Annotated in this window: 22 protein-coding genes; 11 read left to right on the top strand and 11 right to left on the bottom strand. The window is 70.7% G+C overall.

What is annotated here, in order from left to right:
• Positions 1-15 precede the first annotated feature (15 nt).
• From rpmH to FLW16_RS33345, 8 genes are all read left to right on the top strand, one after another.
• Positions 16-153 carry a 50S ribosomal protein L34 gene (gene rpmH, locus FLW16_RS33380; RefSeq protein ID WP_015772801.1) on the top strand — a complete coding sequence of 46 codons (138 nt, stop codon included), beginning with the start codon at positions 16-18 and terminating at the stop codon, positions 151-153.
• 61 nt (positions 154-214) lie between these two features.
• A complete protein-coding gene (rnpA, locus tag FLW16_RS33375) occupies positions 215-592 on the top strand; it encodes a ribonuclease P protein component (RefSeq protein ID WP_079314209.1) in 378 nt (125 codons plus the stop codon).
• A complete protein-coding gene (gene yidD, locus FLW16_RS33370; RefSeq protein WP_079314210.1) occupies positions 589-903 on the top strand; it encodes a membrane protein insertion efficiency factor YidD in 315 nt (104 codons plus the stop codon). Before rnpA ends, yidD begins: the two co-directional genes overlap by 4 nt.
• 4 nt (positions 904-907) lie before the next feature.
• Complete coding sequence (yidC, locus tag FLW16_RS33365) at positions 908-1858, top strand: membrane protein insertase YidC (RefSeq protein ID WP_142564193.1); 951 nt, start codon at positions 908-910, stop codon at positions 1856-1858.
• An 18-nt stretch (positions 1859-1876) separates the two neighbouring features.
• Positions 1877-2371, top strand: coding sequence for a R3H domain-containing nucleic acid-binding protein (locus FLW16_RS33360; protein WP_142564191.1), 495 nt, complete (start codon positions 1877-1879; stop codon positions 2369-2371).
• 198 nt (positions 2372-2569) lie between these two features.
• Positions 2570-3253 (top strand): 16S rRNA (guanine(527)-N(7))-methyltransferase RsmG, encoded by a 684-nt coding sequence (gene rsmG, locus FLW16_RS33355; protein ID WP_142564189.1) that lies wholly within the window; start codon positions 2570-2572, stop codon positions 3251-3253.
• A 322-nt stretch (positions 3254-3575) separates the two neighbouring features.
• A complete protein-coding gene (locus FLW16_RS33350; protein ID WP_142564187.1) occupies positions 3576-4349 on the top strand; it encodes a ParA family protein in 774 nt (257 codons plus the stop codon).
• 299 nt (positions 4350-4648) lie between these two features.
• On the top strand, positions 4649-5650 hold the full coding sequence (locus tag FLW16_RS33345; RefSeq protein WP_142564185.1) for a ParB/RepB/Spo0J family partition protein: 1002 nt from the start codon (positions 4649-4651) through the stop codon (positions 5648-5650).
• A 757-nt stretch (positions 5651-6407) separates the two neighbouring features.
• Here FLW16_RS33345 and FLW16_RS33340 read toward each other — a convergent pair.
• Both FLW16_RS33340 and FLW16_RS33335 read right to left on the bottom strand, forming a co-directional pair.
• A complete protein-coding gene (locus tag FLW16_RS33340) occupies positions 6408-7358 on the bottom strand; it encodes a D-alanine--D-alanine ligase (RefSeq protein WP_142564183.1) in 951 nt (316 codons plus the stop codon).
• Positions 7359-7662: 304 nt separating this feature from the next.
• On the bottom strand, positions 7663-8895 hold the full coding sequence (locus FLW16_RS33335; protein ID WP_142564250.1) for a PLP-dependent aminotransferase family protein: 1233 nt from the start codon (positions 8893-8895) through the stop codon (positions 7663-7665).
• Positions 8896-9247: 352 nt separating this feature from the next.
• Between FLW16_RS33335 and FLW16_RS33330 the strand changes: the two genes are divergently transcribed.
• Complete coding sequence (locus FLW16_RS33330) at positions 9248-9868, top strand: GNAT family N-acetyltransferase (RefSeq protein WP_139575468.1); 621 nt, start codon at positions 9248-9250, stop codon at positions 9866-9868.
• A 97-nt stretch (positions 9869-9965) separates the two neighbouring features.
• On the opposite strand, the gene trxA is transcribed toward FLW16_RS33330, so the two are convergent.
• The 8 genes from trxA to FLW16_RS33290 form a co-directional block, all read right to left on the bottom strand.
• Positions 9966-10289, bottom strand: coding sequence for a thioredoxin (trxA, locus tag FLW16_RS33325; RefSeq protein ID WP_030508599.1), 324 nt, complete (start codon positions 10287-10289; stop codon positions 9966-9968).
• Positions 10290-10367: 78 nt separating this feature from the next.
• Positions 10368-11297, bottom strand: coding sequence for a thioredoxin-disulfide reductase (trxB, locus tag FLW16_RS33320; RefSeq protein WP_142564181.1), 930 nt, complete (start codon positions 11295-11297; stop codon positions 10368-10370).
• A 153-nt stretch (positions 11298-11450) separates the two neighbouring features.
• Positions 11451-12440, bottom strand: a complete 990-nt coding sequence (locus FLW16_RS33315; protein ID WP_185949704.1) for an anti-sigma factor — start codon at positions 12438-12440, stop codon at positions 11451-11453.
• Positions 12430-13020 carry an RNA polymerase sigma factor SigM gene (gene sigM, locus FLW16_RS33310; RefSeq protein ID WP_142564177.1) on the bottom strand — a complete coding sequence of 197 codons (591 nt, stop codon included), beginning with the start codon at positions 13018-13020 and terminating at the stop codon, positions 12430-12432. Before sigM ends, FLW16_RS33315 begins: the two co-directional genes overlap by 11 nt.
• Positions 13021-13080: 60 nt before the next feature.
• The gene (locus FLW16_RS33305; protein ID WP_142564175.1) at positions 13081-14598 is read right to left on the bottom strand and encodes a protein kinase family protein; all 1518 of its coding nucleotides are present in this window, start codon (positions 14596-14598) and stop codon (positions 13081-13083) included.
• Between the two features lie 418 nt (positions 14599-15016).
• Positions 15017-16615 carry a murein biosynthesis integral membrane protein MurJ gene (gene murJ / locus FLW16_RS33300; protein ID WP_142564174.1) on the bottom strand — a complete coding sequence of 533 codons (1599 nt, stop codon included), beginning with the start codon at positions 16613-16615 and terminating at the stop codon, positions 15017-15019.
• 93 nt (positions 16616-16708) lie between these two features.
• A complete protein-coding gene (locus FLW16_RS33295) occupies positions 16709-18955 on the bottom strand; it encodes a hypothetical protein (RefSeq protein WP_142564172.1) in 2247 nt (748 codons plus the stop codon).
• Positions 18956-19001: 46 nt separating this feature from the next.
• The gene (locus FLW16_RS33290; RefSeq protein ID WP_142564170.1) at positions 19002-19538 is read right to left on the bottom strand and encodes an aminoacyl-tRNA deacylase; all 537 of its coding nucleotides are present in this window, start codon (positions 19536-19538) and stop codon (positions 19002-19004) included.
• Positions 19539-19680: 142 nt separating this feature from the next.
• On the opposite strand from FLW16_RS33290, the gene FLW16_RS33285 reads away from it, so the two are divergent.
• Positions 19681-21117 (top strand): CCA tRNA nucleotidyltransferase, encoded by a 1437-nt coding sequence (locus FLW16_RS33285; protein ID WP_142564168.1) that lies wholly within the window; start codon positions 19681-19683, stop codon positions 21115-21117.
• Complete coding sequence (locus FLW16_RS33280; RefSeq protein WP_142564166.1) at positions 21118-22380, top strand: adenosylmethionine--8-amino-7-oxononanoate transaminase; 1263 nt, start codon at positions 21118-21120, stop codon at positions 22378-22380. It abuts the gene before it with no gap.
• 15 nt (positions 22381-22395) lie between these two features.
• Here the strand turns inward: FLW16_RS33280 and FLW16_RS33275 are convergent, their stop codons facing one another.
• The gene (locus FLW16_RS33275) at positions 22396-23694 is read right to left on the bottom strand and encodes an MFS transporter (protein WP_142564164.1); all 1299 of its coding nucleotides are present in this window, start codon (positions 23692-23694) and stop codon (positions 22396-22398) included.
• Positions 23695-23711 lie beyond the last annotated feature (17 nt).

Raw genomic sequence — 23711 nt, 5'->3', positions numbered from 1 at the left:
GCCTGGAGCCCACCCGTGAGCAAGCGTACTTACCAGCCGAACAACCGTCGCCGCGCGAAGACCCACGGCTTCCGGCTGCGCATGCGCACCCGGGCCGGCCGCGCCATCCTGGCCGCGCGCCGCCGCAAGGGCCGCGCCGAGCTGACGGTCTGACGATCAGACGCCGCCCGCCCGTGCCGAGCGGAGCGGGCGGCCCTACGTCGAGGAAGGCCCGGTGCTGCCGTCCGCGTCCCGCATGCGGCGGGGTGACGAGTTCGCCGACGCGATTCGCCGTGGGCGGCGCGCCGGGCGTCCCACCCTGGTCGCACACCTGAACCTGCGTGACGCCGACGAGCCACCGCTGGTCGGTTTCGTCGTGAGCAAGGCGGTCGGTGGCGCCGTGGTGCGGAACCAGGTCAGGCGCAGGTTGAGACACCTCGTGCGGAGCCGCCTGCCGCTGCTGCCGAGAGGTAGCCTTCTGGTGGTACGCGCCAATCCACCGGCCGCGTCCGCGCGCAGCGAGCACCTGGCCGCCGAACTCGACGTCGCGCTGAGTCGTTTACTCCGGCGGCGCGGGTCCGATTCCCGGACCCCGACGGATGGACGGTCATGACAGCGCAGCAACCGACCCCGGCCGTGGTGCCCGGGGAGGCCGATCGGCCCGCGACCGGGCCGGTCGCCCGAGTGCTGCTCGCGATCATCCGGTTCTACCGCGCCTTCATCAGCCCGATGCTGGGGCCGAGGTGCCGGTTCGAGCCGTCCTGCAGTGCCTATGGTCTGGAAGCCGTCGCCGTTCATGGAGCGGCGCGCGGGGTATGGCTGACCGTCAGGCGTATCGGACGGTGTCACCCGTTCCATCCTGGAGGTTTCGACCCGGTGCCCCCACGCCGAGTCCGGTCTCACGACGAAACGCAAGGGAGCTAGCTCGGTGGAGCTGCCATTCCTGAATTGGCTGTACACGGCGGTGGCCTGGGTGATCACCCAGATCCACGCCGGCTACAGCACTTTCATCCCCTCAAGCAGCGGTCTCAACTGGGCGTTGACCATCATCACGCTGACCGTGCTGATGCGTCTGCTGATCTTCCCGCTCTTCATGAAGCAGATGCGCTCGTCGCGGAAGATGCAGGAGCTGGCGCCCAAGGTCCAGGAGCTGCGCAAGAAGTACAAGAACGACAAGCAGCGCATGAACCAGGAGGTCATGCGGCTGTATCAGGAGGGCGGCGCCAACCCCCTTGGGGGCTGTCTCCCGATCGTCGCGCAGTTCCCGATCTTCATTTCGATGTTCACCGTGCTGCGGGCCATCGCCGAGGACAGGGCCGTTTTCGGCATGACCAAGGAGCTGGTGAACAGCGCGCGCACCGCGCATGTCATCGGCGCGCCGCTGACGGCGAAGTTCTTCGACAGCTCCGAGGTCATCCAGAGTCTCGGTGCCCAGCCGCTGATGACGAAGATCGTGCTTGCCTGCTTCGTGGCCGTCAGCTCGTGCACCACGTTCCTCACCGTCCGGCAGAGCGTGAAGCGCTCGATGGCGCAGATGCCGGACAACCCCATGGCACAGCAGCAGAAGCTCCTCATGTACATCTCGCCGCTGTTCGCCGTCTTCAGCCTGAACTTCCAGCTCGGCCTGATCCTCTACTGGGTGACCACCAACCTGTGGACGCTCGGCCAGCAGCACTGGTTCTACAGCCGTCACCCCATGCCGGTCGTGGACGAGAAGGGCAACGTCACCACTCCCGAGCCGACGAACGGCATCTTCACCAAGCTGGTGGGAAAGCCCAAGGCGCCGGCGCAGCCTGAGCCCGAACCCGCCCCCAAGATCGTCCGTCAGCAGCCGGCGCGCCAGCCTCGCAGCAAGCGCACCGGCAGCAAGAAGTCGTAGGAGAAGGAGAGTCCGGACGTGACCGAAGCTGAGGAGACCCTCAAGCCTGCTCCCGACGTCGAAGCCCTGGAACAGGAGGGCGAGATCGCGGCGGACTACCTGGAGGGCCTGCTCGACATCGCCGACCTCGACGGCGACATCGACATGGACGTCGAGGGAGACCGTGCGGTGGTCTCGATCGTGGGCATCAAGGGCGACGAGCTCGTGGGCCCCGGCGGGGAGGTGCTGGAGGCGCTGCAGGAGCTGACGCGCCTGGCCGTGCACCGCCAGACGGGGGAGCGTTCGCGACTCATGCTCGACGTGGGCGGCTATCGGGAGCGGCGCCGGGCCGAGCTCACCAAGGTAGGCGCCGCGGCTGCCGACGACGTCAAGCGCAGCGGGGAGCCGAAGGCGCTCAAGCCGATGACGCCGTTCGAGCGCAAGATCGTTCACGACGCGGTCGCCGCTGCGGGCCTGCGCAGCGAGTCCGAGGGCGAGGAACCCCGCCGCTTCGTGGTGGTCCTGCCTGCCTGACCGCTTTTCACAGTTCCGACGCGGGGAAGCCGCCGGTCCCACATCCGGGACCGGCGGCTTTTCCGTCCTGTACGTCCCTTCCTCGCCCTGCCCCTTCGGCCGGCACGCACGGCCGACGGCCGCCGGATGTACGGCCGGCCGTCGCCGGGGGGAAAGGACGGTTACCCTTGGCCGAGAGCGTTCCTGGATGAGTGAGTGATGACGGAGAGCAACGAGCTGCCCGAGGCGCCCCCGGTGGCCCGGGAGATTTTCACCGGTGAGGCGTTGGAGCGGGCCCGGGTGTTCGCCGAGTTGCTCGCCGGGCCGGGCGTGGTGCGGGGACTGCTGGGGCCGCGTGAGGTGCCCCGCATCTGGGATCGGCACCTGTTGAACTGTGCGGTCCTGGAGGAGGCGGTCCCGCCGGACTCGACTCTGGTCGACATCGGCTCAGGTGCCGGGCTGCCCGGGCTCGTGCTCGCGATCGTGCGCCCCGATGTGACGGTGACGCTGCTGGAGCCGCTGCTGCGCCGCACCGTGTTCCTGTCCGAGTGCGTCGAGACGCTCAAGCTCGACAACGTGGAGGTGCTGCGCGGGCGGGCCGAGGAGCTCGCGCGCAAGCGCCTCTTCGACGTGGCGACGGCGCGGGCGGTCGCGCCGCTCGACCGGCTGCTGTCGTGGTCGATGCCGCTGCTGCACGAGGGCGGGGAGTTGCTCGCGATGAAGGGGGAGCGGGCACAGGAGGAATTGGACGCGGCTCGCCCCCAGTTGGAGTCGTTCGGCGTGCGGCACGTCGAGCTGGTCACAGTGGGGCGCGGTAAGGTCGAGCCGCCCGCGACCCTCGTTCGCGTCGTCGCCGGACGGTCTCCGCGAACGACGGACACGCGGAGGCGACGAAAGAGGTGAGCCGGTGGCGGACGCCGGATCAGGCGGTGTGACAGCGGGCCTGGGTTGGCCGGAGACTCGGCTCCCCCTACGCTGGGAGATCGCGACAGCAGGCCGGTCCTCCGGGGTGGGCTGGCCTCGTCCCCCTGTCTCGCCGGTCGAAAGGACGACGACCGTGTCCCAGACCCCCCTTAACTCTGGCGATTCGCCGCTGGTACGAGAGGCACTGAGTTCTGTGGTTTCACGTGAAACAGCCGCCGCGCCCCCGCAGGCGGCTGCGCCTTCCGTCGGTTACTCGACGCGCGACGAGGGGGCCTGGCCCCGGCCTTCCCGGTGTCGCGTGATGACGGTGGCCAACCAGAAGGGCGGCGTGGGGAAGACCACCACGGCCGTCAATCTCGCGGCGGCGCTGTCCATGCACGACCAGCGCGTTCTCGTGGTCGATCTCGACCCGCAGGGCAACGCGTCCACGGCGTTGGCGACGGAACACCGGTCGGGGATGCCGTCGGTGTACCAGGTCCTCGTGGACGACATGCCGCTGTCGCAGATCGTGAAGCCGGTCCCCGACATGCCCAATCTGTACTGTGCTCCCGCCACGCTCGACCTCGCTGGCGCGGAGATCGAGCTGGTTCCGATGGTCGGCCGGGAGACCCGCCTGCGGCGAGCACTCGCCTCGTTCGACTCGATGGAGTTCGACTACATCCTCATCGACTGCCCGCCATCGCTGGGCCTGCTGACCGTGAACGCCATGGCGGCGACCCAGGAGGTGCTGATTCCTATCCAGTGCGAGTACTACGCCCTGGAGGGCCTCACTCAGCTCCTGCAGAACGTGGAACTGGTGCGCGCGCACCTCAACCAGACGCTGGCGGTCTCGACCATCCTGCTCACGATGTACGACGGCCGGACCCGCCTCGCCTCCCAGGTGGCCGAGGAGGTGCGCTCCCACTTCGGCGACACCGTGCTCGACGCCGTCATCCCCAGGAGCGTCCGCGTCTCCGAGGCGCCCAGCTACGGCCAGTCGGTCATGACGTACGACCCGGGATCGAGCGGGGCACTGGCATACATGGGCGCCGCTCGCGAGATCGCCTATCGGGCGGCGGCCCTCGCCGGCGCCTGACCGAGCCGGACGGCGCTCCGGACGTGCGCCGTGCCGCCGTGCCTTCGGGGTGTTCACGGCTGTGGGACGCTTGTCGGGGCGTCACTGCGCCGGGCAAGAGCTCCGGTCCTCGCGAAGCCCGCTCCGCTCCTTACGCCCGGCCACGCGCCGGGGTCCGGCGGCGGGATTGTGCACGGCGGGATGCGCGGAGACTCATGGCAGGGCTTCGCAGCGGTACTCTCTCCTGGTGTGTGCGTGCCGGTGCCCAGTGACCCCGAGTCGCTGGGCACCGCCTTCTGTGCGGGTATGAAGGAGCAGCGGTGAGCCAGCAGCGTCGGGGACTGGGCAAGGGTCTTGGGGCTTTGATCCCCACGGGACCGATCGTCGATCCGGCGTCCGTGGCGAGCGTTCCGCCTGCCGGTCCGCCGTCGGCCGCGCCGGGGACGGACGGAGCGGGGACGGACAGGGTGGGCCTGCGTCCAGTGGAGGGCGCCTACTTCCAGGAGATCGAGGTCGACTCCATCTCCCGGAACCCGCGGCAGCCGCGGGAGGTGTTCGACGAGGACCGGCTCGACGAGCTCGCGGCGTCCATCAAGGAGGTCGGCCTGCTGCAGCCGGTCGTCGTCCGCGCCGTGGAGGACGGCCGCTTCGAGCTCATCATGGGGGAGCGGAGGTGGCGCGCCTCGCAGATCGCCGGGCTGGACCGCATCCCCGCGATCGTCCGGAGCACCCAGGACGACGAGATGCTCCGTGAGGCGCTCATCGAGAACCTCCAGAGGGAGCAGCTGAATGCGCTGGAAGAGGCGGCGGCCTACCAGCAGCTTCTGGACGACTTCGGGGCCACCCATGAGGTGCTCGCCAGGAAGGTCGGACGGTCGCGCTCGCACATCAGCAACACGCTGCGACTGCTGAACCTTCCGCCCGAGGTGCAGCGCCGGGTGGCGGCCGGGGTCATCAGCGCCGGGCATGCGCGGGCGCTGCTGGCGCTGACCGACCCCGCCGCCCAGGAGCACCTGGCGACCCGAATCGTGGCCGAGGGACTGTCGGTCCGGACCGTCGAGGAGATCGTGGCTCTGGGCGAGGCGACCGCGGGGCCGGCTCCACGCAAGCCCCGGGCGAAGAAGCCGACCGCTCCAGCACTGCGCGAGCTGGCGTCGCAGCTCTCGGACCACTTCGAGACGAAGGTGAAGGTCGATCTCGGCAGCCGGAAGGGGCGCATCGTGGTCGAGTTCTCCACGATCGACGACCTGGAGCGCATCATCGACACGATGGCGCCGGAGGCCGCTCACGCGATGCGAAGCAGGGGCATCGCGGCGGAGTAACCACAGATACTGCGGTAGCACACGCGATCTGCCGCAGGTTTCACGTGAAACATCGCGCCTGGGGCCTCCTTATAGGGGGTGCCGGGCCGATTGCTTGTCCCGCTGCGGCCACGTTCGCATCCGGTTCACTCGCCGCCAGTTGCGTGAACGCCCCCGGCCGTTTGAAGGGGGCGGATGCGGCCGGGGCCGGTGCCGACCTACGCGCTCGTCTTCCACCCACCCGAGGTCGGACACTCCTGGCGCTCCCGTCGTTGCCGGGGGAGGGGCGGCGGTGCGGCCGGGTCGCGGTCTGCTGGTGCTGCGGGTGAGCCGCCACGGGCGGAGCCACGGTGACCGGACCTCGCCTCCGTCATCTTCCGTCTGGCACCAGGCGCCTCTCCGGAAGGCCGCGCAGACGCACGGCACCTGGAAGTGAGCCCGTCTCTGTAGGCGCCGCAGCCGTGGCATGCCCGTCAGGCGCCTCTGGTGCGCTGTTGTACCGACGATCGCCGGGGACCGAGGGAGCGGGGCGCAGGGGAGCGTTAACCCGCAGCGAAGGCCCAGACCGGGCTCTGCGGAACTTCCGAGCTTGCGAGGAAATCACGTGAGTGGAGCGGAGTGGGCCGCGAGGACCGGAGGTTCCTTCCGGGCCAGTCACCGTAGCGGCCAAGGGACCCTCTCGGCCCCCAGAACACCTGGGAGCATCGGCCTCGGGAGTTGAAACAGCCCCCTCCGGGCGAGCCTGGAGGGGGCTGTTTCACGTGAAACGGCGGCGGGATCAGCCTCGGATGGCGGCGAGCTCCAGGAGTCCCTTGCACAGCGTGCCGAGATCGCGGCCCGCCGCCTCCGCGGCCATGGGCAGCAGAGAGGTCTCCGTCATGCCGGGTGCCACGTTCACCTCGAGGAAGTACGGCTTGCCGGCGGCGTCGACGATGAGGTCGGTGCGGGAGATGTCCCGCAGGCCGAGCGCGGTGTGGGCGGCGACCGCCATGCCCGCACACGCCTCGGTGGCCTCGGGGGAGAGCCGGGCCGGGGCGAAGAACTCCGTCTGCCCGGCCGTGTAGCGGGCCGCGTAGTCGTACACGCCTCGGTCGGGCACGATCTCCACCGGCGGCAGGGCGACCGGCCCGTCGCCGAGATCCACCACGGAGACCGCGACCTCGACGCCCTGGACGTACTGCTCGATGAGCGCGGTGTCGCCGTAGGCGAAGCAACCGACCATCGCGGCGGGCAACTCCTCCGCCGTGCGCACCATGGAGGCGCCCAGCGCGGAACCGCCGCGCGAGGGCTTGACGAAGAGCGGCAGGCCGAGCCGCTCGATGATGCGGGCGAGCACGGCCGTGGCGCCGAGATCGTGGAACGTCTCCTTGGGCAGCGCCACCGAGTCGGGCGTGTTCAGCCCCCAGGAGCGGACGACCGCCTTGGCCGTGGGCTTGTCGAAGGCGACCCGGCAGGCGTCCGGCGTCGCCCCGACGTAGGGCACGCCGAGAAGTTCGAGCACCGAGCGAATGGCGCCGTCCTCTCCTGCGCCGCCGTGCAGGGTGACGAACACCGCGTCCGGCGGGTCCGCCAGTACGGCGGGCACGAGGGTGGCGTCGGCGTCGCGCGTTTCCACGTCGACACCGGCCGCCCGCAGCACCTCCGCGACGCGGCGTCCCGAACGGATGGAGACCTCACGCTCGTAGGAGAGCCCTCCCGCGAGGATGAGCACGTGGCCCAGATCGCTCATGGCGCCTCACCGCCGATGTGCTCCACCACGGCACCGGCTGTGATCCAGCGGTGGTCCGTCTCGCCTGGCCCGGGTCGCGTCCCCCTCCACGGACGCGCAGGGGGCGATCCTTGGGTCATCGTTCGCTCGCTCACGAAGAGGGCCTTTCTCGCCTCGAGAAGTCAGTACGGCCAGCCTGAACAGGCTAGTGCCCCGCCCGCGCCGCCGCGTCACGTCTCAGACAAGGTCGTACTTGTGCCGGAGCCGCCCATGAGCAGTGCCATGGGCGGCTCCTCCGTCATGTGGGGCAGCGGCCGTACCCCGTCTAGGCGAGATCCGGGCCGGGAGTGTCGACGCCGGCGTGCCCCGGCGTGGAGCCCGTGCCGAACGTGTCCCGCAGCCTGAGCTCCTGCTCGATCACACCGGCCAGGCGGCGCACGCCCTCCTTGATGCGGTCGGGCTCCGGGTAGCAGAACGACAGACGCATGTTCCGCGCGCCGCCGCCGTCGGAGTAGAAGCCGGTGCCGGGCACGAACGCGACCCGCTCGGCGACCGCACGGGGGAGGATCGCCTTGGAGTTGAGCCCCTCAGGGAGCGTCATCCAGACGAAGAACCCGCCGGCGGGGCGGGTCCACGTGCAGCCGGGCGGCATGAGCACATCGAGCGCGCCCAGGAGCGCGTCACGCCGCTCGCGGTACAGCTCACGGAACGACTTGATCTGCTCGCGCCACGGCTGGGTGGCGAGATACTGGCCGACGGCGAGCTGGGTGAAGGACGAGTGCGACAGCACCGCCGACTCCATCGCGAGGACCAGCTTGTCGCGTACGGCGTGGGGGGCGAGGGCCCAGCCCACGCGGAAACCGGGGGCGAGGGTCTTGGAGAACGAGCCGAGGTAGACGACGCCCTCGGGGTCGTCGGCCCGCAGGGCCCGCATCGGCTCCCCGTCGAACCCGAGCAGGCCGTACGGGTTGTCCTCCACCACGAGGACGCCGGCGCGGCGGCAGATCTCCAGCACCTGGCGGCGGCGCACCTCGTTCATGGTCACGCCGGCCGGGTTCTGGAAGTTGGGGATCGTGTAGAGGAACTTGATCCGGTTGCCGGCCGCCTGGAGCGCGTAGACGGTCTGGGCGAGAGCCTCGGGGATGAGGCCCTGGTCGTCCATGGCGACGTGCACGACCTTGGCCTGGTAGGCGCTGAACGTTCCGAGCGCCCCGACGTACGAGGGTCCCTCGGCGAGCACGACGTCGCCGGGGTCGATGAAGATCCGGGTGATGAGGTCGAGAGCCTGCTGCGAACCCACAGTGACGACCACGTCGTCGGCGTTCGCCTCGATGCCCTCCAGGCGCATGACCTCGCAGATCTGCTCGCGCAGGGCGGGGTCGCCCTGCCCGGAGCCGTACTGCAGGGCGACGGAACCGCGCGAGGTGACCAGGTCGGCGACGAGCTCGCTGACGAGGTCGAGGGGGAGCGCGTTGACGTACGGCATGCCGCCGGCGAGTGAGACCACCTCGGGCCTCGACGCGACGGCGAAGAGAGCTCGGATCTCGGAGGCGACCATCCCGGCAGCGCGGGCGGCGTACCTGTCGACGTAGGCGTCAATGCGCGACCCGTGGGTCACGTTCGTCCGACCGTGATCTAGCTCGTGTGCCACGGTCCACCTCCGATCATGTAGCCGAGAAATCCAGAGTACGGTAACGCGCCACTCCGATCACAACAGGGTATTGACCATCAAGGGCCCCTTTTCTTGCATTCCCGCACCACTGGTTTCGGTCCGGCCAACCCCTTTAATGGTCGCCTGCGGACGTTGTGGCGCACCCGCTCCCGCCCTTCCGCTGAGTTACGATGCGAGCTGGAGACGCCGTATTCGCGCGCTTTTCTGGCAGGACTCCTGACGGGGATTGGGGCATCACGTGTCGCGTCGGCTGGTCAATGTCACCCTCGACAATCTCGATGACCTGCCGCGCCGGTGCCGGCGGTGCGTGTTCTGGGAGCTCGACCCCGTCAGCGGCGAGCGAGCCGTGGAGGCGGGCGACCCGGCCCTGGAGAAGGAGGCGTGGATCTCCGCGACCCTTCTCGAATGGGGGAGCTGCGGGAAGATCGCCTACGTCGACGGTGTGGCGGCCGGGTTCGTGCTCTACGCCCCGCCGTTGTACGTCCCGCGCTCGGTGGCGTTCCCGACCTCCCCGGTCAGCTCGGACGCCGTGCTGCTGATGACCGCGCACATCGTGCCGGAGTTCACCGGCGGGGGGCTGGGCCGGATGCTCGTGCAGGGCGTCGCCAAGGACCTGACCCGCCGTGGCGTACGGGCGATCGAGGCGTTCGGCGACCTGAAGTGGGAGCAGCCGGGCGGCTGCGTGCTGCCCGCGGACTATCTGCTGTCGGTCGGGTTCAAGACCGTGCGCCCGCATCTGCGCTTCCCCCGGCTCCGGCTGGAGCTCAAGACGGCCGTGTCGTGGCGTGAGGACGTCGAGGTGGCGCTGGAGCGCCTGCTGGGGTCGATGTCCCCTGAGCGGGCCCTGCGGCCCGTCTGAGGGGGCTTCCGGCCGTCCCACACGCCACCTGAGAACGCGGGAGCCCCCCGCGCCGCACGCACGGGGGGCCCTTCGGGTGGTGCCGGCGGAAACGGCGTCAGATGACGCCGTCGAGCTCGCGCAGCAGCATGGCCTTCGGCTTGGCGCCGATGATCTGCTTGACGACCTCGCCACCCTTGTAGACGTTCATCGTCGGAATCTGGAGCACACCGTAGTCCCGCGGCGTGACCGGGTTCTCGTCGATGTTCAGCTTGACGATGGTCAGCTTGTCGGCGTTCTCGGCGGCGATCTCCTCGAGGATCGGCCCGACCTGACGGCACGGACCGCACCACTCGGCCCAGAAGTCGACCAGAACCGGCTTGTCGCTCTTGAGGACCTCGGCCTCGAAGCTCGCGTCCGTCACGCTCTTGATCGCGCCCACGGTATCTCTCCCCTTGCATGAGTGGTGTGGCGGTGCAGACAACCGCGGGGACGGTCCCCGCATTCCCGATGCCGGGACTCAGGCGTTCAGCGTCAGCCAGCGCTCGGCGTCCAGCGCCGCCGCACATCCGGTCCCGGCCGCCGTGATCGCCTGACGATAGATGTGGTCGACGACGTCCCCGGCCGCGAACACCGCGTCGAGGTTCGTCCGCGTCGACGGCGAATCGACCACGATGTACCCCTGCTCGTCCAGATCGACCTGGCCCTTGAGCAAGTCGGTGCGCGGCTCGTGCCCGATCGCCACGAACACGCCTCCCACCGGCAGGTCGGACTCCTCGCCGGTCTTGACGTTGCGCACCCGCACCCCGGAGACCCGCTCCTCGCCGAGCACGTCGACGATCTCGCTGTCCCAGACGAAGCGGATCTTCTCGTTCGCGAACGCCCGATCCTGCATGATCTTGCTGGCGCGCAGCGAGTCGCGGCGGTGGATCACCGTCACCGACTTCGCGAACCGGGTCAGGAAGATCGCCTCCTCCATCGCCGTGTCGCCGCCGCCGACCACCACGATGTCCTGGTCGCGGAAGAAGAACCCGTCACAGGTGGCGCACCACGACACGCCACGCCCCGACAGCCGCTTCTCGTTCTCCAGCCCGAGCTCGCGGTAGCGCGACCCGGTGGCCAGGATCACGGCCTTGGCGTAGTAGGTGTCGGTGTAGGTCTTGACGACCTTCGGGTTCGCCTCGAGGTCCACCTCGACCACGTCGTCGGCCACCAGCTCGGCGCCGAACCGCTCGGCCTGCTTGCGGAAGTTGTCCATGAGGTCCGGGCCCATGATGCCGTCGGGGAACCCGGGGAAGTTCTCCACATCGGTCGTGTTCATCAACGCCCCGCCGGCGGTGACCGACCCCTCGAAGACGAGCGGCTTGAGGTCCGCGCGCGCGGTGTAGACGGCCGCCGTGTAGCCGGCCGGCCCCGACCCGATGATGATCACGTTACGAACGTCGCTCAACGGACCCGCCTTCTTCGCTCCCGGTTGATATGCAGTGCCGTCAACAGATCCTAGGCCCCGGTCATTCCCGGTGCCGGTCCGCCGATACGGCGAAGCCCCCCGGAGGTCGCGGGGGGCTTCGTCACTGCTGATGGTACGGCTCGCGCCGAGTGGTCACTTCCAGGAGGCCAGAACCTCGGGCCGTAACTTGTGGCACTGCGAGTCCACCACGACCACCCGGACGGCGTTGCTGCTCTTGTCCTCCCAGAACGCCATGACCGTGGCCTCGTTGCCGTTGTACAGGGCCTTGTCGACGCCGATCGGCGTGCGGTCGAGCTGGGTCGAGAACCGCTTGACGCAGGTGTCGAGGTCCTCGTCGTCGTTGGTGCCCGAGCCGGGCGCCACGCCGAAGTAACCCAGCAGCGGCCCGCGCAGCTCCCGGCTGGTGTAGTTGTGGCCGCTGGCGTACGTCGAGTAGGTCAGCGCCTCGACCTTGGCCGGGCTCTGGCCGGGATCGCCCTGGCTCACCACCTGCTGGGACGGCGAGTCGCCGAACGAGAGCAGGCCGGTGGCGAGACCGCCGCTCCCGATCACGACGGCCGCCGCCGCGGCGACCGCCGCCGGCAGCGCCCACGTGCGCCGCCTGGACGCCTTGCGGCCCGCCGTACGCGTTCCGGATCGGCGCCTGGCCGGCACGATCGTCCCGTCGTCGGCGACGACGCCCAGTGGAGCCGCCGTAGCGGCCACCGGCGCCGGCTCGCGCTCCGGCTCCGCGTGTGTCTCCGCAGCGGCTTCCGCGGTGGTTCCCACCGGGGTCGCGACCGGAGGCTCGGCCGTCTCCCACGGAACGTCGTCCCATGGAGCGCTGTCCCACGGAGCGATCTCCTGTGGAGCGTCGTCCCATGGGGCGTCCCGCAGGACGCGGTCCCAGTCCGGAGCCTCGGCGGCCAGCGCCTGGTCGATGCGCCTGGCGACGCCAAGAGGCATCGCCGGCACCGGCATCGCCGCCAGGACCTCGCGGACCGCGGCCAGGTCGGCAAGGCTCTCCCCGCAGGGGTCGCAGACCGCGAGATGCTCGCGGACCCGCCGGGCCGTCGTGTCGTCGAGGAGACCCTCTGCCAGTTCGGCGAGAACCTCCAGGTCGTAGTGCGTGTCACCCGTCACGAAGTTCTGCTCCCTTCCCGGATGAGACGCGAGTGAGGTCGGATCGGTTCCGCAGATGCGAAAGAATCGGGGCGAGTTTGGCGCGGCCCCGTGCGCAGCGGCTCTTCACGGTGCCCGGCGGGACGCCCAGCACCGCCGCCGCGTCGTCCACCCCGTACCCCATCATGTCGACCAGCACGAGGGCCGCCCTCTGGTCGGGCGGCAGCAGCTTGAGCGCCGCCGTGACCTCCAGGGAGACCTCGCGCTCGCCCGCCTGGTCGGTCGCCGGGACCTCGCGCTCCACGGCCTCGATGAGCTCGTCGTCGGCGACCGGGCGCACCGACTTGCGGCGCATGCGGTCGAGGCAGGCGTTGACCACGATGCGGTGGAGCCACGTCGTGACCGCCGCTTCCCCGCGGAAGCTGCCCGCCTTCCGGTACGCCGAGACGAACGCGTCCTGCACCGCGTCGGCGGCCTCGTCGGGATCCCCGAGGGTACGCAGGGCGACCGCCCACATCCGGTCGCGGTGCCGCCTGACGATCTCGCTGAACGCGTGAGGGTCACCGCCGAGGTGGCGGGCCAGCAGATCGGCATCGGACATCGCGCGTCGCGCGTGCTCAGCCGTCGGGGGATTGTCTGGTGGGGAATTCACAAGTCCCTGCTATGCCGATCCGGGGGAATGCACCGTTACTTCGTAGATAGTGCCACGATACTGCCCGTTGTAGGGGGGAAGCCGGGTGAACCAGATCAAAACGTACTGACCCGTAGTGGCCTTTTCCGGGGTGAGCGTCACCGAACCCGACGCGCCCTTCTTCTCCGCCACCGTCTTGAGCGAGGACAGCTCCGCCGCGTCGCCCACCTTGAGCTGCACGGTCGCGCCGCCCGCGTCGCCCAGGGAGACGACCACGTCGGCGACGGGGACCGGCTTGCCCATGTCGAGGAGGAGCCCGACGCCGTCCTTGAGCCGTCCCAGGTCGGCGGTGCTGTAGCTGTCGGTGTGCCAGTCGGTGGACGGCTTGCCGTCGATGGCGAGCGGGGCGATCTCCGGCTTCTCCGCACGGTCGGTACCGAGGGGGTCGAACCCGGTCGCGCTCACCGGCTTGACGGTGACCGGCTTGCGGGAGGGGGAGGGAGACGCGGCGGAATCCGACTGGGCCACGCCTCTCGGGGTGTTGCCGAGGTTCTTGCCCACGGTCCAGGCGCCCACGCCGACGGCCGCCATCACGAGCAGGACGATGACGGTCAGCAGGACCTTGCTCGCGGCGCCGGTCTGCGGGCGCGGCGGCGGAGGGGCCATCGTCATCTGGTGCGCCAGGTGAGACGGCATGCGGGGCGGCATGGTGGACATGCCGAGTCCGTCCGGCGCCTCGCTGCGCAGGTTCAGCGCGGGCGGCGCGGTGGTGACCGGCGCCGGCGCGGGGCGGGGCACCTCGGCGAGTGCCTCGGCCACGTCGGCCGGGGTGGCCAGCGGCGGCTGCCCCCGTCGCGTCTCCTGCAGCAGCGCGCGGCAGGTGATGGCGTCCAGGTAGCCGGGGACTCCCGCGGTGACCTGCCGGGGCGTGCAGACCTTGCCGTCGTCCAGGGGCGCGGCGGGCAGCCCGCAGTCGGAGTCGCCGGGCCAGTGGCCGGTCAGCGCCGCGTAGAGCAGGCGGCCCAGCCCCTCGGCGTCCTCCCGGGCGGGCTCCTCGCTGCTCAGGTCGAGGATCGCGGCGTCGACGGCGAGGCCGAGGAGCTTGACCGTGCCGCCGCTCGTCCAGACCAGGCGGCCGGGGGTCAGGTGCAGGTGGGTGAGCCCGGCCGCGTGCGCGTGCGCCAGGGCCTCGGCGGCCTCGGCGACCAGCGCCGCGCCCCGTTCCGGCTCGATGGGCCCGCTCTCCAGCAGGTCGAGGAGCGAGTCTCCGCTGACCCACTCGCTCACGACGTACGCCGTGCCGTCCTCGTCGGCCGCGTCGAAGACCTGGGTGAGGCGGGGGTCGGTCAGGCGGCTCGCCAGGCGGGCGGCGGTGACCACCTCCTGGACCCGGGGAAAGTCGGGCGCGAACGTGTGGACCGCGACCGGCCGGGCGAGGATCTCGTCCAGGGCCTTCCACAGGGTCGCGCCGCTGGACTCGTGGACTCTGTCCTCCAGGCGGAACCGATCCGCCAGCCGGGTCCCCGGTTCGACCGTGGACATGCTCATGCGGCCGCCCCGCTCCGCGGCCCGTCGGCATGCATCAGCCGATGCCGGGTGGTTCCGCCCACGCCTTCCCGCTTCCGCTCGCCGGTCCGAAACTCCAGATCGCGCCCCTAAGACCTCCTGCCTGCCGTGGTCGCCGAGCGGAGCACCGCCGGGTCGGCGAGACCCCGGAGACGAGCATCCGCGGGGCCGGAACAGGCCCGCACGGCGCCGCCGCCGCAGGTCCTCCTCCGCCTCGCGGTCGCCCGCCCGGCCGAAATCCATCGGTAGGGCAAGTTCTGCGGGACGTTCCCTGGGTGTGTCTCAACACTCCCAGGCGCACCATGCTAGTGCCGTGCCGCTTGTGCCCGCCTTCCCGATCGAAGACGTCCGAATCGGACTTTCGGGTTACCTTCCAGTTGCCGGTCGTTCTTGAGGACTCTTACCGTCCTACCCGGCTTGCGACAAGTCCAATGATGGAGCGGACCTCGGGCACCCGCAGCCGGTGCGCGGCCAGCATGTACAACAGCAGCCCGGCGCCGCCGCCCACCACGAGCACCACGGCCGAGGTGACCGGGGTGATCGAGGTGACCTCCCTGGTCAGCCACAGGACCGCCAGCGCCAGCGCGGCGGCGGGGATCGCCGCCGCGTACATCCGGCCCAGGCCGGCGGTGATCTCCCGGCCGCCGAGCCCGCCGATCTTCCGGCTCGCCAGCACCCACGCGACCCCGGTCAGCGCGACGTACGTGATCAGGTAGGCGAACGCCAGTCCGATGACGATGTACCGGTCGGGGAGCGTGAAGTAGGCGATCAGGCTGAGCGACGCGTTGATGACCACGTTCACCCCCGCCATGATCGCGGGGGTGCGGGTGTCGCTGAAGCTGTAGAAGACCCGCAGCAGGAGCTGGAAGATCGAGAACGGCACGAGTGCGACGCCGAACACCTGCAGGACATGGCCGATGTAGATCGCGTTGGCCGTCGTCATGTGGCCCCACGAGAAGATCAGCGTGGTGACCGCCGGGCCGAGCACCATCAGCAGCAGCCCCGCAGGGACGATGACGGAGGAGACCAGCCGCACCCCGGAGGAGAACTCCCCGCGGGCCGTGGCGAAGTCCCCGTCCGCGACGAGCCTGCTCATCCTGGGCAGCATCGCCGTGATCACCGATACCGCGATGATCCCGTACGGGAGCTGGAAGAGCTGGAACGCGTACGCCCACGCGCTGTTGCCGGCGCCCGGCGCCCGGTCGCCCGCGCCGGTGGCGAGCTTGGTGGTGACCCAGAACCCGATCTGGTTGATGCCGACGAAGGCGAACGTCCACGCGGCGGTCCTGGCCGCCTCCCCGAGTCCGGTGTCGCGCACCCCGAACCGCGGGCGGAACCGGAAGCCGACCCGGTGCAGCGCGACGATCAGGACCAGCGCCTGGGCCACGATGCCCGCGGTGGTGCCGAGCCCGAGCAGCATGAGGTCGCGCTCGCTCACCTTCTCGATGTCGGACGTCCCGACGGCGTAGTAGGCGGCCAGGACGCCCATGACCACGATGTTGTTGAGCACCGGCGCCCACATGGGCGCGGCGAACCTGTCCCGCGTGTTCAGGATCGCCCCGGCCAGCGAGCCGATCCCGAAGAACGCGATCTGCGGGAGCAGGAACCTGGCCAGTGTGGTGGCCACCGCCACCTTTTCGTCGGACCAGTTCGAGGCGGTGTAGAGCTCCATGATCGGCCGGGCCAGTAGCACGCCGATCACCGCGACGGCCGTCAGCACCACCACGGCCAGCGTCATCAGTCGCTGCTCGAACGCCTGCCCTCCGTCGGGATCCCGCTTCTGCGCCCGCACGATCACCGGCACGACCACGGCGCTGAGGACGCCCTGGAGCAGCAGGTCGAGCAGGATGTAGGGGATCTGGTAGGCCGCGTTGTAGGCGTCGCCGAGGGCGACGGTGCCGATGGCCGCGGCGAGCATCGCCGTGCGGACGAAGCCGGTGAGCCGCGAGACCATCGTCCCGGCCGCCATGATCGCGCTGGCCCGCAGCATCCTGCTCATGGTTGTCCTTCGGTTCACGGCGGCCGGAATCGGGTGGCCGCCTTCCTCCAGTGGTCCCGGACTTCAGGGTGGTCCAGAGTACGGCGGTCCAGACTACGGCGACTGGGTGCGCTCGGCCGGGACGGCTCCCTGCCGGTCGCCGGGCGGGCCGTCCTCGTCGCTCGGCCCGTCGAACGGGAACGCCTTGCGCGACCTGCGGCGCAGGATGCGCATCACCACGGCGGCCAGCATGATGACCACGGCCGCCCCCACGATGACGAGGGCGATGCCGGTGTAGCCCGTCGCGCGCACCACGACGCGCACCGCGCTGCCGTACTTCTCGTCCCCGTCGGTCAGCAACTGCACCGAGATGCTCGCGTCGCCGCCCTCGTTGCGTACGATCACCGGCACGTTCACGAGCTGGCTGCGGCCCGCGAGGATCTTGGTGGTGGGGGTCGTGTAGACGCCGTTGTCCCAGTCGATGGCCAGCCGGGCCTTGTTGCCCGAGGTGACCCGGATCTTGATCTCGATGTCCTTGTCCAGGTTGTTGGCCACGCTGACCGGGACCTGGCCGTTGCTTCCCGCGACCGCGCGCGGGGTGTCGAGCACGGACACGTCGTCGATGCGCTCGTCGATCGCCTTCTGCACCTGCCCGGCGAAGGACAGCGCCCGCTTGCCGTCGCCCCGCCAGGAGGCGGAGGCGAGCCGGAGTATGGCCGTGTGGAAGACGTCCGTGTGCTCCTCGGTGACGGTGGCCACGGCGTCGGCCTTGCGCTCCAGCTTGCGTACGGTCGCGAGGTAGGAGCGGCTCAGTTCGGCCTGGCGGTCGTGCTCGGAGTACGTCAGGTCGGCGCGCGGCACCCCGGCCCTGCCGGGCTTGACCGAGTCGAGCGAGGTCATGCGCAGCCAGGGGGCGCTGGAGGCGGCCTGCAGGAGGCTGGAGACGAACGCCGGGTCGGGGGTCCACAGGTGGGACTCGGGGGCCGCGATCACCGTGCGCGAGACCGGCTTCGCCGTCGTGCCCTGCCCGGTCTGGCCGGTCTGTCCGGCCTGGCCCGTCTGCTGGGTCTGCTGCTCGAAGGCGATCATCGCGGTCTCGGCGAGGAACCGCTGCCGCGCGAGCATCGCGGCGCCGGGGGCGGACACGTTCCCGCCGAGTACCTCGCTGAGCGTGGGGTCGGCCAGCAGCGCGGTGAGCGGGTTGTCCGCGACGGTGTCGAGCCTGGCCGCTCCGTCGGGAGTGGTCTGCGCGGGCGGGGGCACGGACTGTGCGTTCTGCAGCGCGTCCTGCCCTGTGTCCTGCGCCGCGGCCCGCGGCGGCAGCGCGTCCCCCGACAGCAGCACGGACGTCACGCCCGACATCGCCAGTTCGTCCACCGCGTCGCGGTCGATCTTTCCGCCGGCCGGCCACGCGGTGGTCCCGTGGATCTCCCGGCCGAGCAGTTCGGTCGCGAGCGACGCCCCGCGCTGGATGGACGCCGCGGCCTGCTTGTCGAGGCCGTGGTGGACCAGCGCGGCCACGTCCGGGTCGGCGTACGGCGTGGCGACGACGGTCTTGTCCGTCAGCGCGCTGCGCAGGCCGTTCAGCCACTGGCCCGCGGCCGGGTCGGCGTTCCTGCGCGTGCCGCGCACGCTCCTGGTGCCGGAGGAAAGGACGCGCACGTCGTCGAGCAGGGCGGGGTCGACGAACCAGGTCACCCCGTCGCCGGTGTCCTGCGCCGTCTGGAGCAGCGACGCCAGGCGACCTGAGGTGAGCGAGGCGGACAGGTCGTCGTCCATGAACGTCGCGTCGTCGGCCCGGTGGGGCCGGTCCACGATCGGCAGGGCGACGGCCAGCTTGACCTTGGGGATCTGCTCGCCCTTGGGGGCGTACGTCAGGAAGGTCCGCTCGATTCCGAGGCGCTGCCCGGTCGCCGCGTCCGTCATCTCGATCTCGAAGGGATAGACCCCGGGCCGGGGCATGCCCAGCTCCCCGGGGGTCACGGTGAACCGGAAGGGCAGCTTGCCCGATTGGTCGAGCGCCGTGGCCTGGACCCTGGTGTTCCAGTTGGTGGTGGCGTACCCCTGCTCCGACAGGTAGGCCGCCATCTCGGCGCGGGAGGCGAACGGCCTGTCCCGGGAGTAGCGGACGGCGACCCGGACGAACGACCCCGGCGTGCCGGAGACGGTCCCCGAGACCGTGATGGGGGCGGTGGCGACGCGCACGACCTCCGGCGTGATCTCGCTGACGAGGAGCGGATCGGCCGGAGCCGCGGCCGCGACACGACCCGGAGGAGGCGCTGCGGCAGCCGTACCGGCCATGCCCGCGGGGGAGGCGAGCAGGGCGGTCAGCAATGTCAGCAGCGCGGCCTTACGGATCATGTGCCGGCCGGCGGTGAGGTACGGCGCACGTCCAGAATGCTATTGGCTACGCGGTCCGCATAGGACTCACGAGGCTCGCGAGACCCCTCCTGTGGGCGGTGGTCAGATCGACGGGCTTGCCCGCCACCAGGTCGAACAGGTGGATGGCACGCACTCGCAACGCGGTGCGGCGCTCGCCGGTCGCGGTGTGGACGACCTCGTCGGGATCGATGCGCTCCATCAGGCGCTGGTCCACCAGGACGGTCAGATCGTCGGGCAGCAGCAGCGGGCAGACCAGGCCGTGCGCGTAATCGGTCGCGGAGTTCACGGTGAAGGCGGACGCGGGGGTTACCCTGTGTGCGCGCAGGACGGCGCCCACCTCCGCCGGCCCGGGACAGGAGTTCACCGCGCTCACCACGGCCACCTCGTGTGTCCGCCCACGCGCCGACACCTCGAACAGCGACACGCACAGGCACGTCTCGGGAGTGACCCCCAGCACCTCGGGAAGCTCGTCCGAGCATGTCAACGGGCGCGGAAGACGTACGATCTCATGGTGGATCTGGTGGGCGAGGAGCCAGCGGTGAATCGCGAGAGCGTCTTTCATCTCGTGTGCTCCTTGCGTCGTCCAGCGCCCCCGAACCGTCCGTGGCCTGGTGATCGCTAGGTGTGTCTCCCCTGGGTGACACCCGAACACCTGGGCCATCGGGGGAGAGTTTCTGTTCCGTGACCGAAGGACCTACCCAGCCTTGTCCGTTTCAAATCTGAGCGACAGCCAGCAGCGCGCCGTGAACGAACTGTTCCGCCGGATCGCCCCGGTCGCCGACGAGCTCGGTGAGCTGTTCTCGGCCCGGGGGCACGAGCTGGCCCTGGTCGGCGGTTCCGTCCGCGACGTCCTCCTCGGCCGTGCGAGCAAGGACCTCGACCTGACCACGGACGCCCGCCCCGAGCGGGTGCTGGAGATCGTCAAGGACTGGGCGGACGCCGTCTGGACGATCGGGATCGACTTCGGCACGGTCGGCGTGCGCAAGGGCGGTTGGCTGCTGGAGATCACCACCTACCGCAGCGAGTCGTACGACCCCGCCTCGCGCAAGCCCGAGGTGATGTACGGCGACTCGCTCGACGGCGACCTCGCCCGGCGCGACTTCGCGGTCAACGCCATGGCCGTCCGCCTGCCCGGCCACGAGTTCGTCGACCCGTACGGCGGGCTGCCGGACCTCGCCGCCGCGACGCTGCGGACGCCGGGCAGGCCCGAGCAGTCGTTCGACGACGACCCGCTGCGGATGCTGCGGGCGGCCAGGTTCGCGGGCCAGCTCGGGTTCACCGTGGCCCCCGAGGTCGTCGAGGCCATGACCGCGATGTCCGGCCGCATCGAGATCGTCTCGGCCGAGCGCATCCGCGACGAGCTCGACAAGCTGATCCTCGGCGCGCACCCGAGGGCCGGGCTGGCGCTGCTGGTGGAGACCGGGCTCGCCGCCCACGTCCTGCCCGAGCTGCCCAAGCTGCGGCTGGAGATCGACGAGCACCACCGGCACAAGGACGTCTACGAGCACACGCTGATCGTGCTGGAGCAGGCCATCGGGCTGGAGACGGCCGGCCCCGACCGGGTGCTGCGGTGGGCGGCCCTGCTGCACGACATCGGCAAGCCGAAGACGCGGCGCAACGAGCCCGGCGGCCGGGTGTCGTTCCACCACCACGAGGTCGTCGGCGCGCAGATGGCCAAGAAGCGGCTCACCGAGCTCAAGTTCCCCAAGGACGTGGTGTCCGACGTGTCCAGGCTCGTGGAGCTGCACCTGCGCTTCCACGGCTACGGGACGGGGGAGTGGACCGACAGCGCCGTGCGCCGCTACGTCCGCGACGGGGGACACCTCCTCGAACGCCTGCACAAGCTGACCAGGGCCGACTGCACCACCCGCAACAAGCGCAAGGCGCAGGCCCTGTCGCGCACCTACGACCAGCTGGAGGAGCGCATCGCCCGGCTGGCCGAGGAGGAGGAGCTGGCCAAGATCCGGCCCGAGCTGGACGGCAACGAGATCCAGGAGATCCTCGGCGTGCCGCCTGGGCCGGTCGTCGGCAGGGCCTACAAGCACATGCTGGAGGTCCGCATGGACCAGGGCATGATCGGCAAGGACGCCGCGCGGCAGGCCCTGCTCGCCTGGGCGCACGACAACGGGATCGTCTCGTAGGTGGACGCCGGGGAGGTCCTCCGGCTCGATCGGGAGCACGTCTGGCACCCGTACACGGCCGTGCCGTCGGGGGTGCCCGTGCACGTCGTCCGCCGGGCGGACGGCGTGCGGATCACGCTCGGCGACGGCCGTGAGCTGATCGACGGCATGGCCTCCTGGTGGGCGGCCGTCCACGGCCACAACCACCCCCGGCTCAACCAGGCCGCGCGCGACCAGATCGACGACATGGCGCACGTCATGTTCGGCGGCCTGACCCACGAGCCCGCCGTACGGCTCGCGCACCGGCTGGCCGGGATGACCGGGCTCGACCGCGTCTTCCTCGCCGACTCGGGCTCGGTGGCGGTCGAGGTCGCGATCAAGATGGCGGTCCAGTACAGCGGGCGCTCGACCCTGCTGACCGTGCGGGGCGGCTACCACGGCGACACGTTCGCCGCGATGTCGGTCTGCGACCCGGTCAACGGCATGCACCACCTGTTCACCGGGATGCTCCCGCGGCACGTCTTCGCGCCGATGCCGCCGCACGACTACGGCCGCCGCCCGGTCCCTTCGGCGGCAGGTCCCGACGAGGCGTATCTCGCGGAGCTGACCGCGGCCGTCGAGGCCAACGCGGACCGGCTGGCCGCGATCATCGTGGAGCCCGTGGTGCAGGGCGCCGGCGGCATGCGGTTCTCCCACCCGGCCTACTTGCGGCGGCTGCGCGACCTGGCCGACGAGCACGGCATCCTGCTGATCGCCGACGAGATCGCCACCGGCTTCGGCCGTACGGGGGAGATGTTCGGCTGCGACCACGCCGGGATCAGGCCGGACATCATGTGCGTGGGCAAGGCGCTCACCGGCGGTTACATGACGCTGGCCGCCACGCTGTGCACCGCGCGGGTGGCCGACCGCATCGGTGTGCTGATGCACGGCCCGACCTACATGGGCAACCCGCTCGCCTGCGCCGTGGCCGGCGCCTCGCTCGACCTGCTCGCCGAGCGGCCCTGGCGGGAGGAGGTCGCGCGCATCGAGGCCGCCCTGCTCGACGGTCTCGCCCCGGCCGCGGACGCCCCCGGCGTACGGGACGTACGGGTGCTGGGCGCGATCGGAGTGATCGAGACCGACCAGCCCGTCGATGTCGCGAAAATTCAGGACATCGTGATGGAGCACGGCGTGTGGCTGCGGCCCTTCGGCAGCCTGATCTACACGATGCCGCCCTACGCCTGCACGCCCGAGGACGTCGCCCGCATCACCGGTGCCATGGTCGCCGCCACGGCGGCGCTCTGAGCCGGTCGGCGGACGTCAGTCGGCGGCGGGGACCGGCGGCCTGCGTACGGCGGAGGGCAGGATCAGCCGGTACACCACCGCGCCCAGCAGGTAGCCGACGCCGATCACGGCGAGCGCGAGATAGGACTTGCCGTCGGGCGGCAGCAGCGCCGCCGCCAGCACCGCGCCGAGGACCGTCATGACGTTGAACAGCATGTCGTACACGGAGAAGGCGCGCCCGAGATAGGCGTCCTCGACGTCGCGCTGCACGACGGTGTCCGCGCAGATCTTCACGCTCTGTCCCGCGACGCCGATCACCAGGCCCGCGGCGAAGAACGCCCACTCCTGGAACGTCGCGCACAGCGCGAACTCCAGGACTCCGCAGGTCACGAGCATCATCGGGACCCAGATCTCGATGCGGATCCGATCGGTGGCCCACGGGGTGACGACCACCGCGGCGAAGCTCCCCGCGCCGACGGCGCCCAGCACGAGCGCGATGCCCCGCAGCGCGTCGTCGGGGTCGGTCGTGAAGTGGTAGCGGTAGAGCATCGCCACCGCCGCGGTCGAGATGCCGAACATGAGGCGGTGCGTCGCGATGCCGCCGAGGGCCGCCGCCGCGGAGCGCCGGTGCGCGATGTGCCGGGCACCGTCCACCAGGCCGGCGAGCACGTGCCGTACTGCCTCGCGGGCCTGCGGGCGCTCCGGGTCGTACGCGGGGCCGAGCAGGGAGCGCTCCATCGTCCGCGCGATCAGCGCGCTCAGGCCGAAGACGAGTCCGGAGCAGACCAGCAGCACGGCCACACCCTTGTCGTCCGATCCGGCGGTCATGCGGAGCGCGATGCCGGCGCCCGCCCCGACGAACGTCGCCACCGTGCCCGAGGTGGGCGTGACCGCGTTGGCCATCATCAGGTGCTCCGACGGCACGACATGGGGCAGCGACGCGCTGAGCGCCGACAGGAAGAAGCGGTTGACCGCGAGGACGGCGAGCGCCGCCGCGTAGAAGACGCCGTCGGAGGCCCCCGCCGCGACGAGGCAGGCGGCCAGCACCAGCAGCACCCCCCGCACGATCGGCGCGATGACGAGGATCTGCCGCCGTGACCAGCGGTCGATGAACACCCCGACGAAGGGCCCGAGGACGCTGTAGGGAAGGAGCAGCACCGCGAGGCCCGCCGCGATGGCGGTCGCGCTCGCCTGCCGTTCCGGGCTGAAGACCGCGTAGCCGCCGACGGCGAGCTGGAAGATCCCGTCCGAGAACTGCGAGACGAGCCGCGTGGCGAAAAGCCGCCGGAAGTTTCGGCTCTGCAGGACCACCCGCAGATCGGAGACGTAGGACACGGCGACAGCCTACGCGG

The sequence above is a fragment of the Microbispora sp. KK1-11 genome (genome assembly GCF_006874435.1).
Classification (GTDB): domain Bacteria; phylum Actinomycetota; class Actinomycetes; order Streptosporangiales; family Streptosporangiaceae; genus Microbispora; species Microbispora catharanthi.
This window is presented reverse-complemented; position numbering and strand designations above follow the sequence as displayed.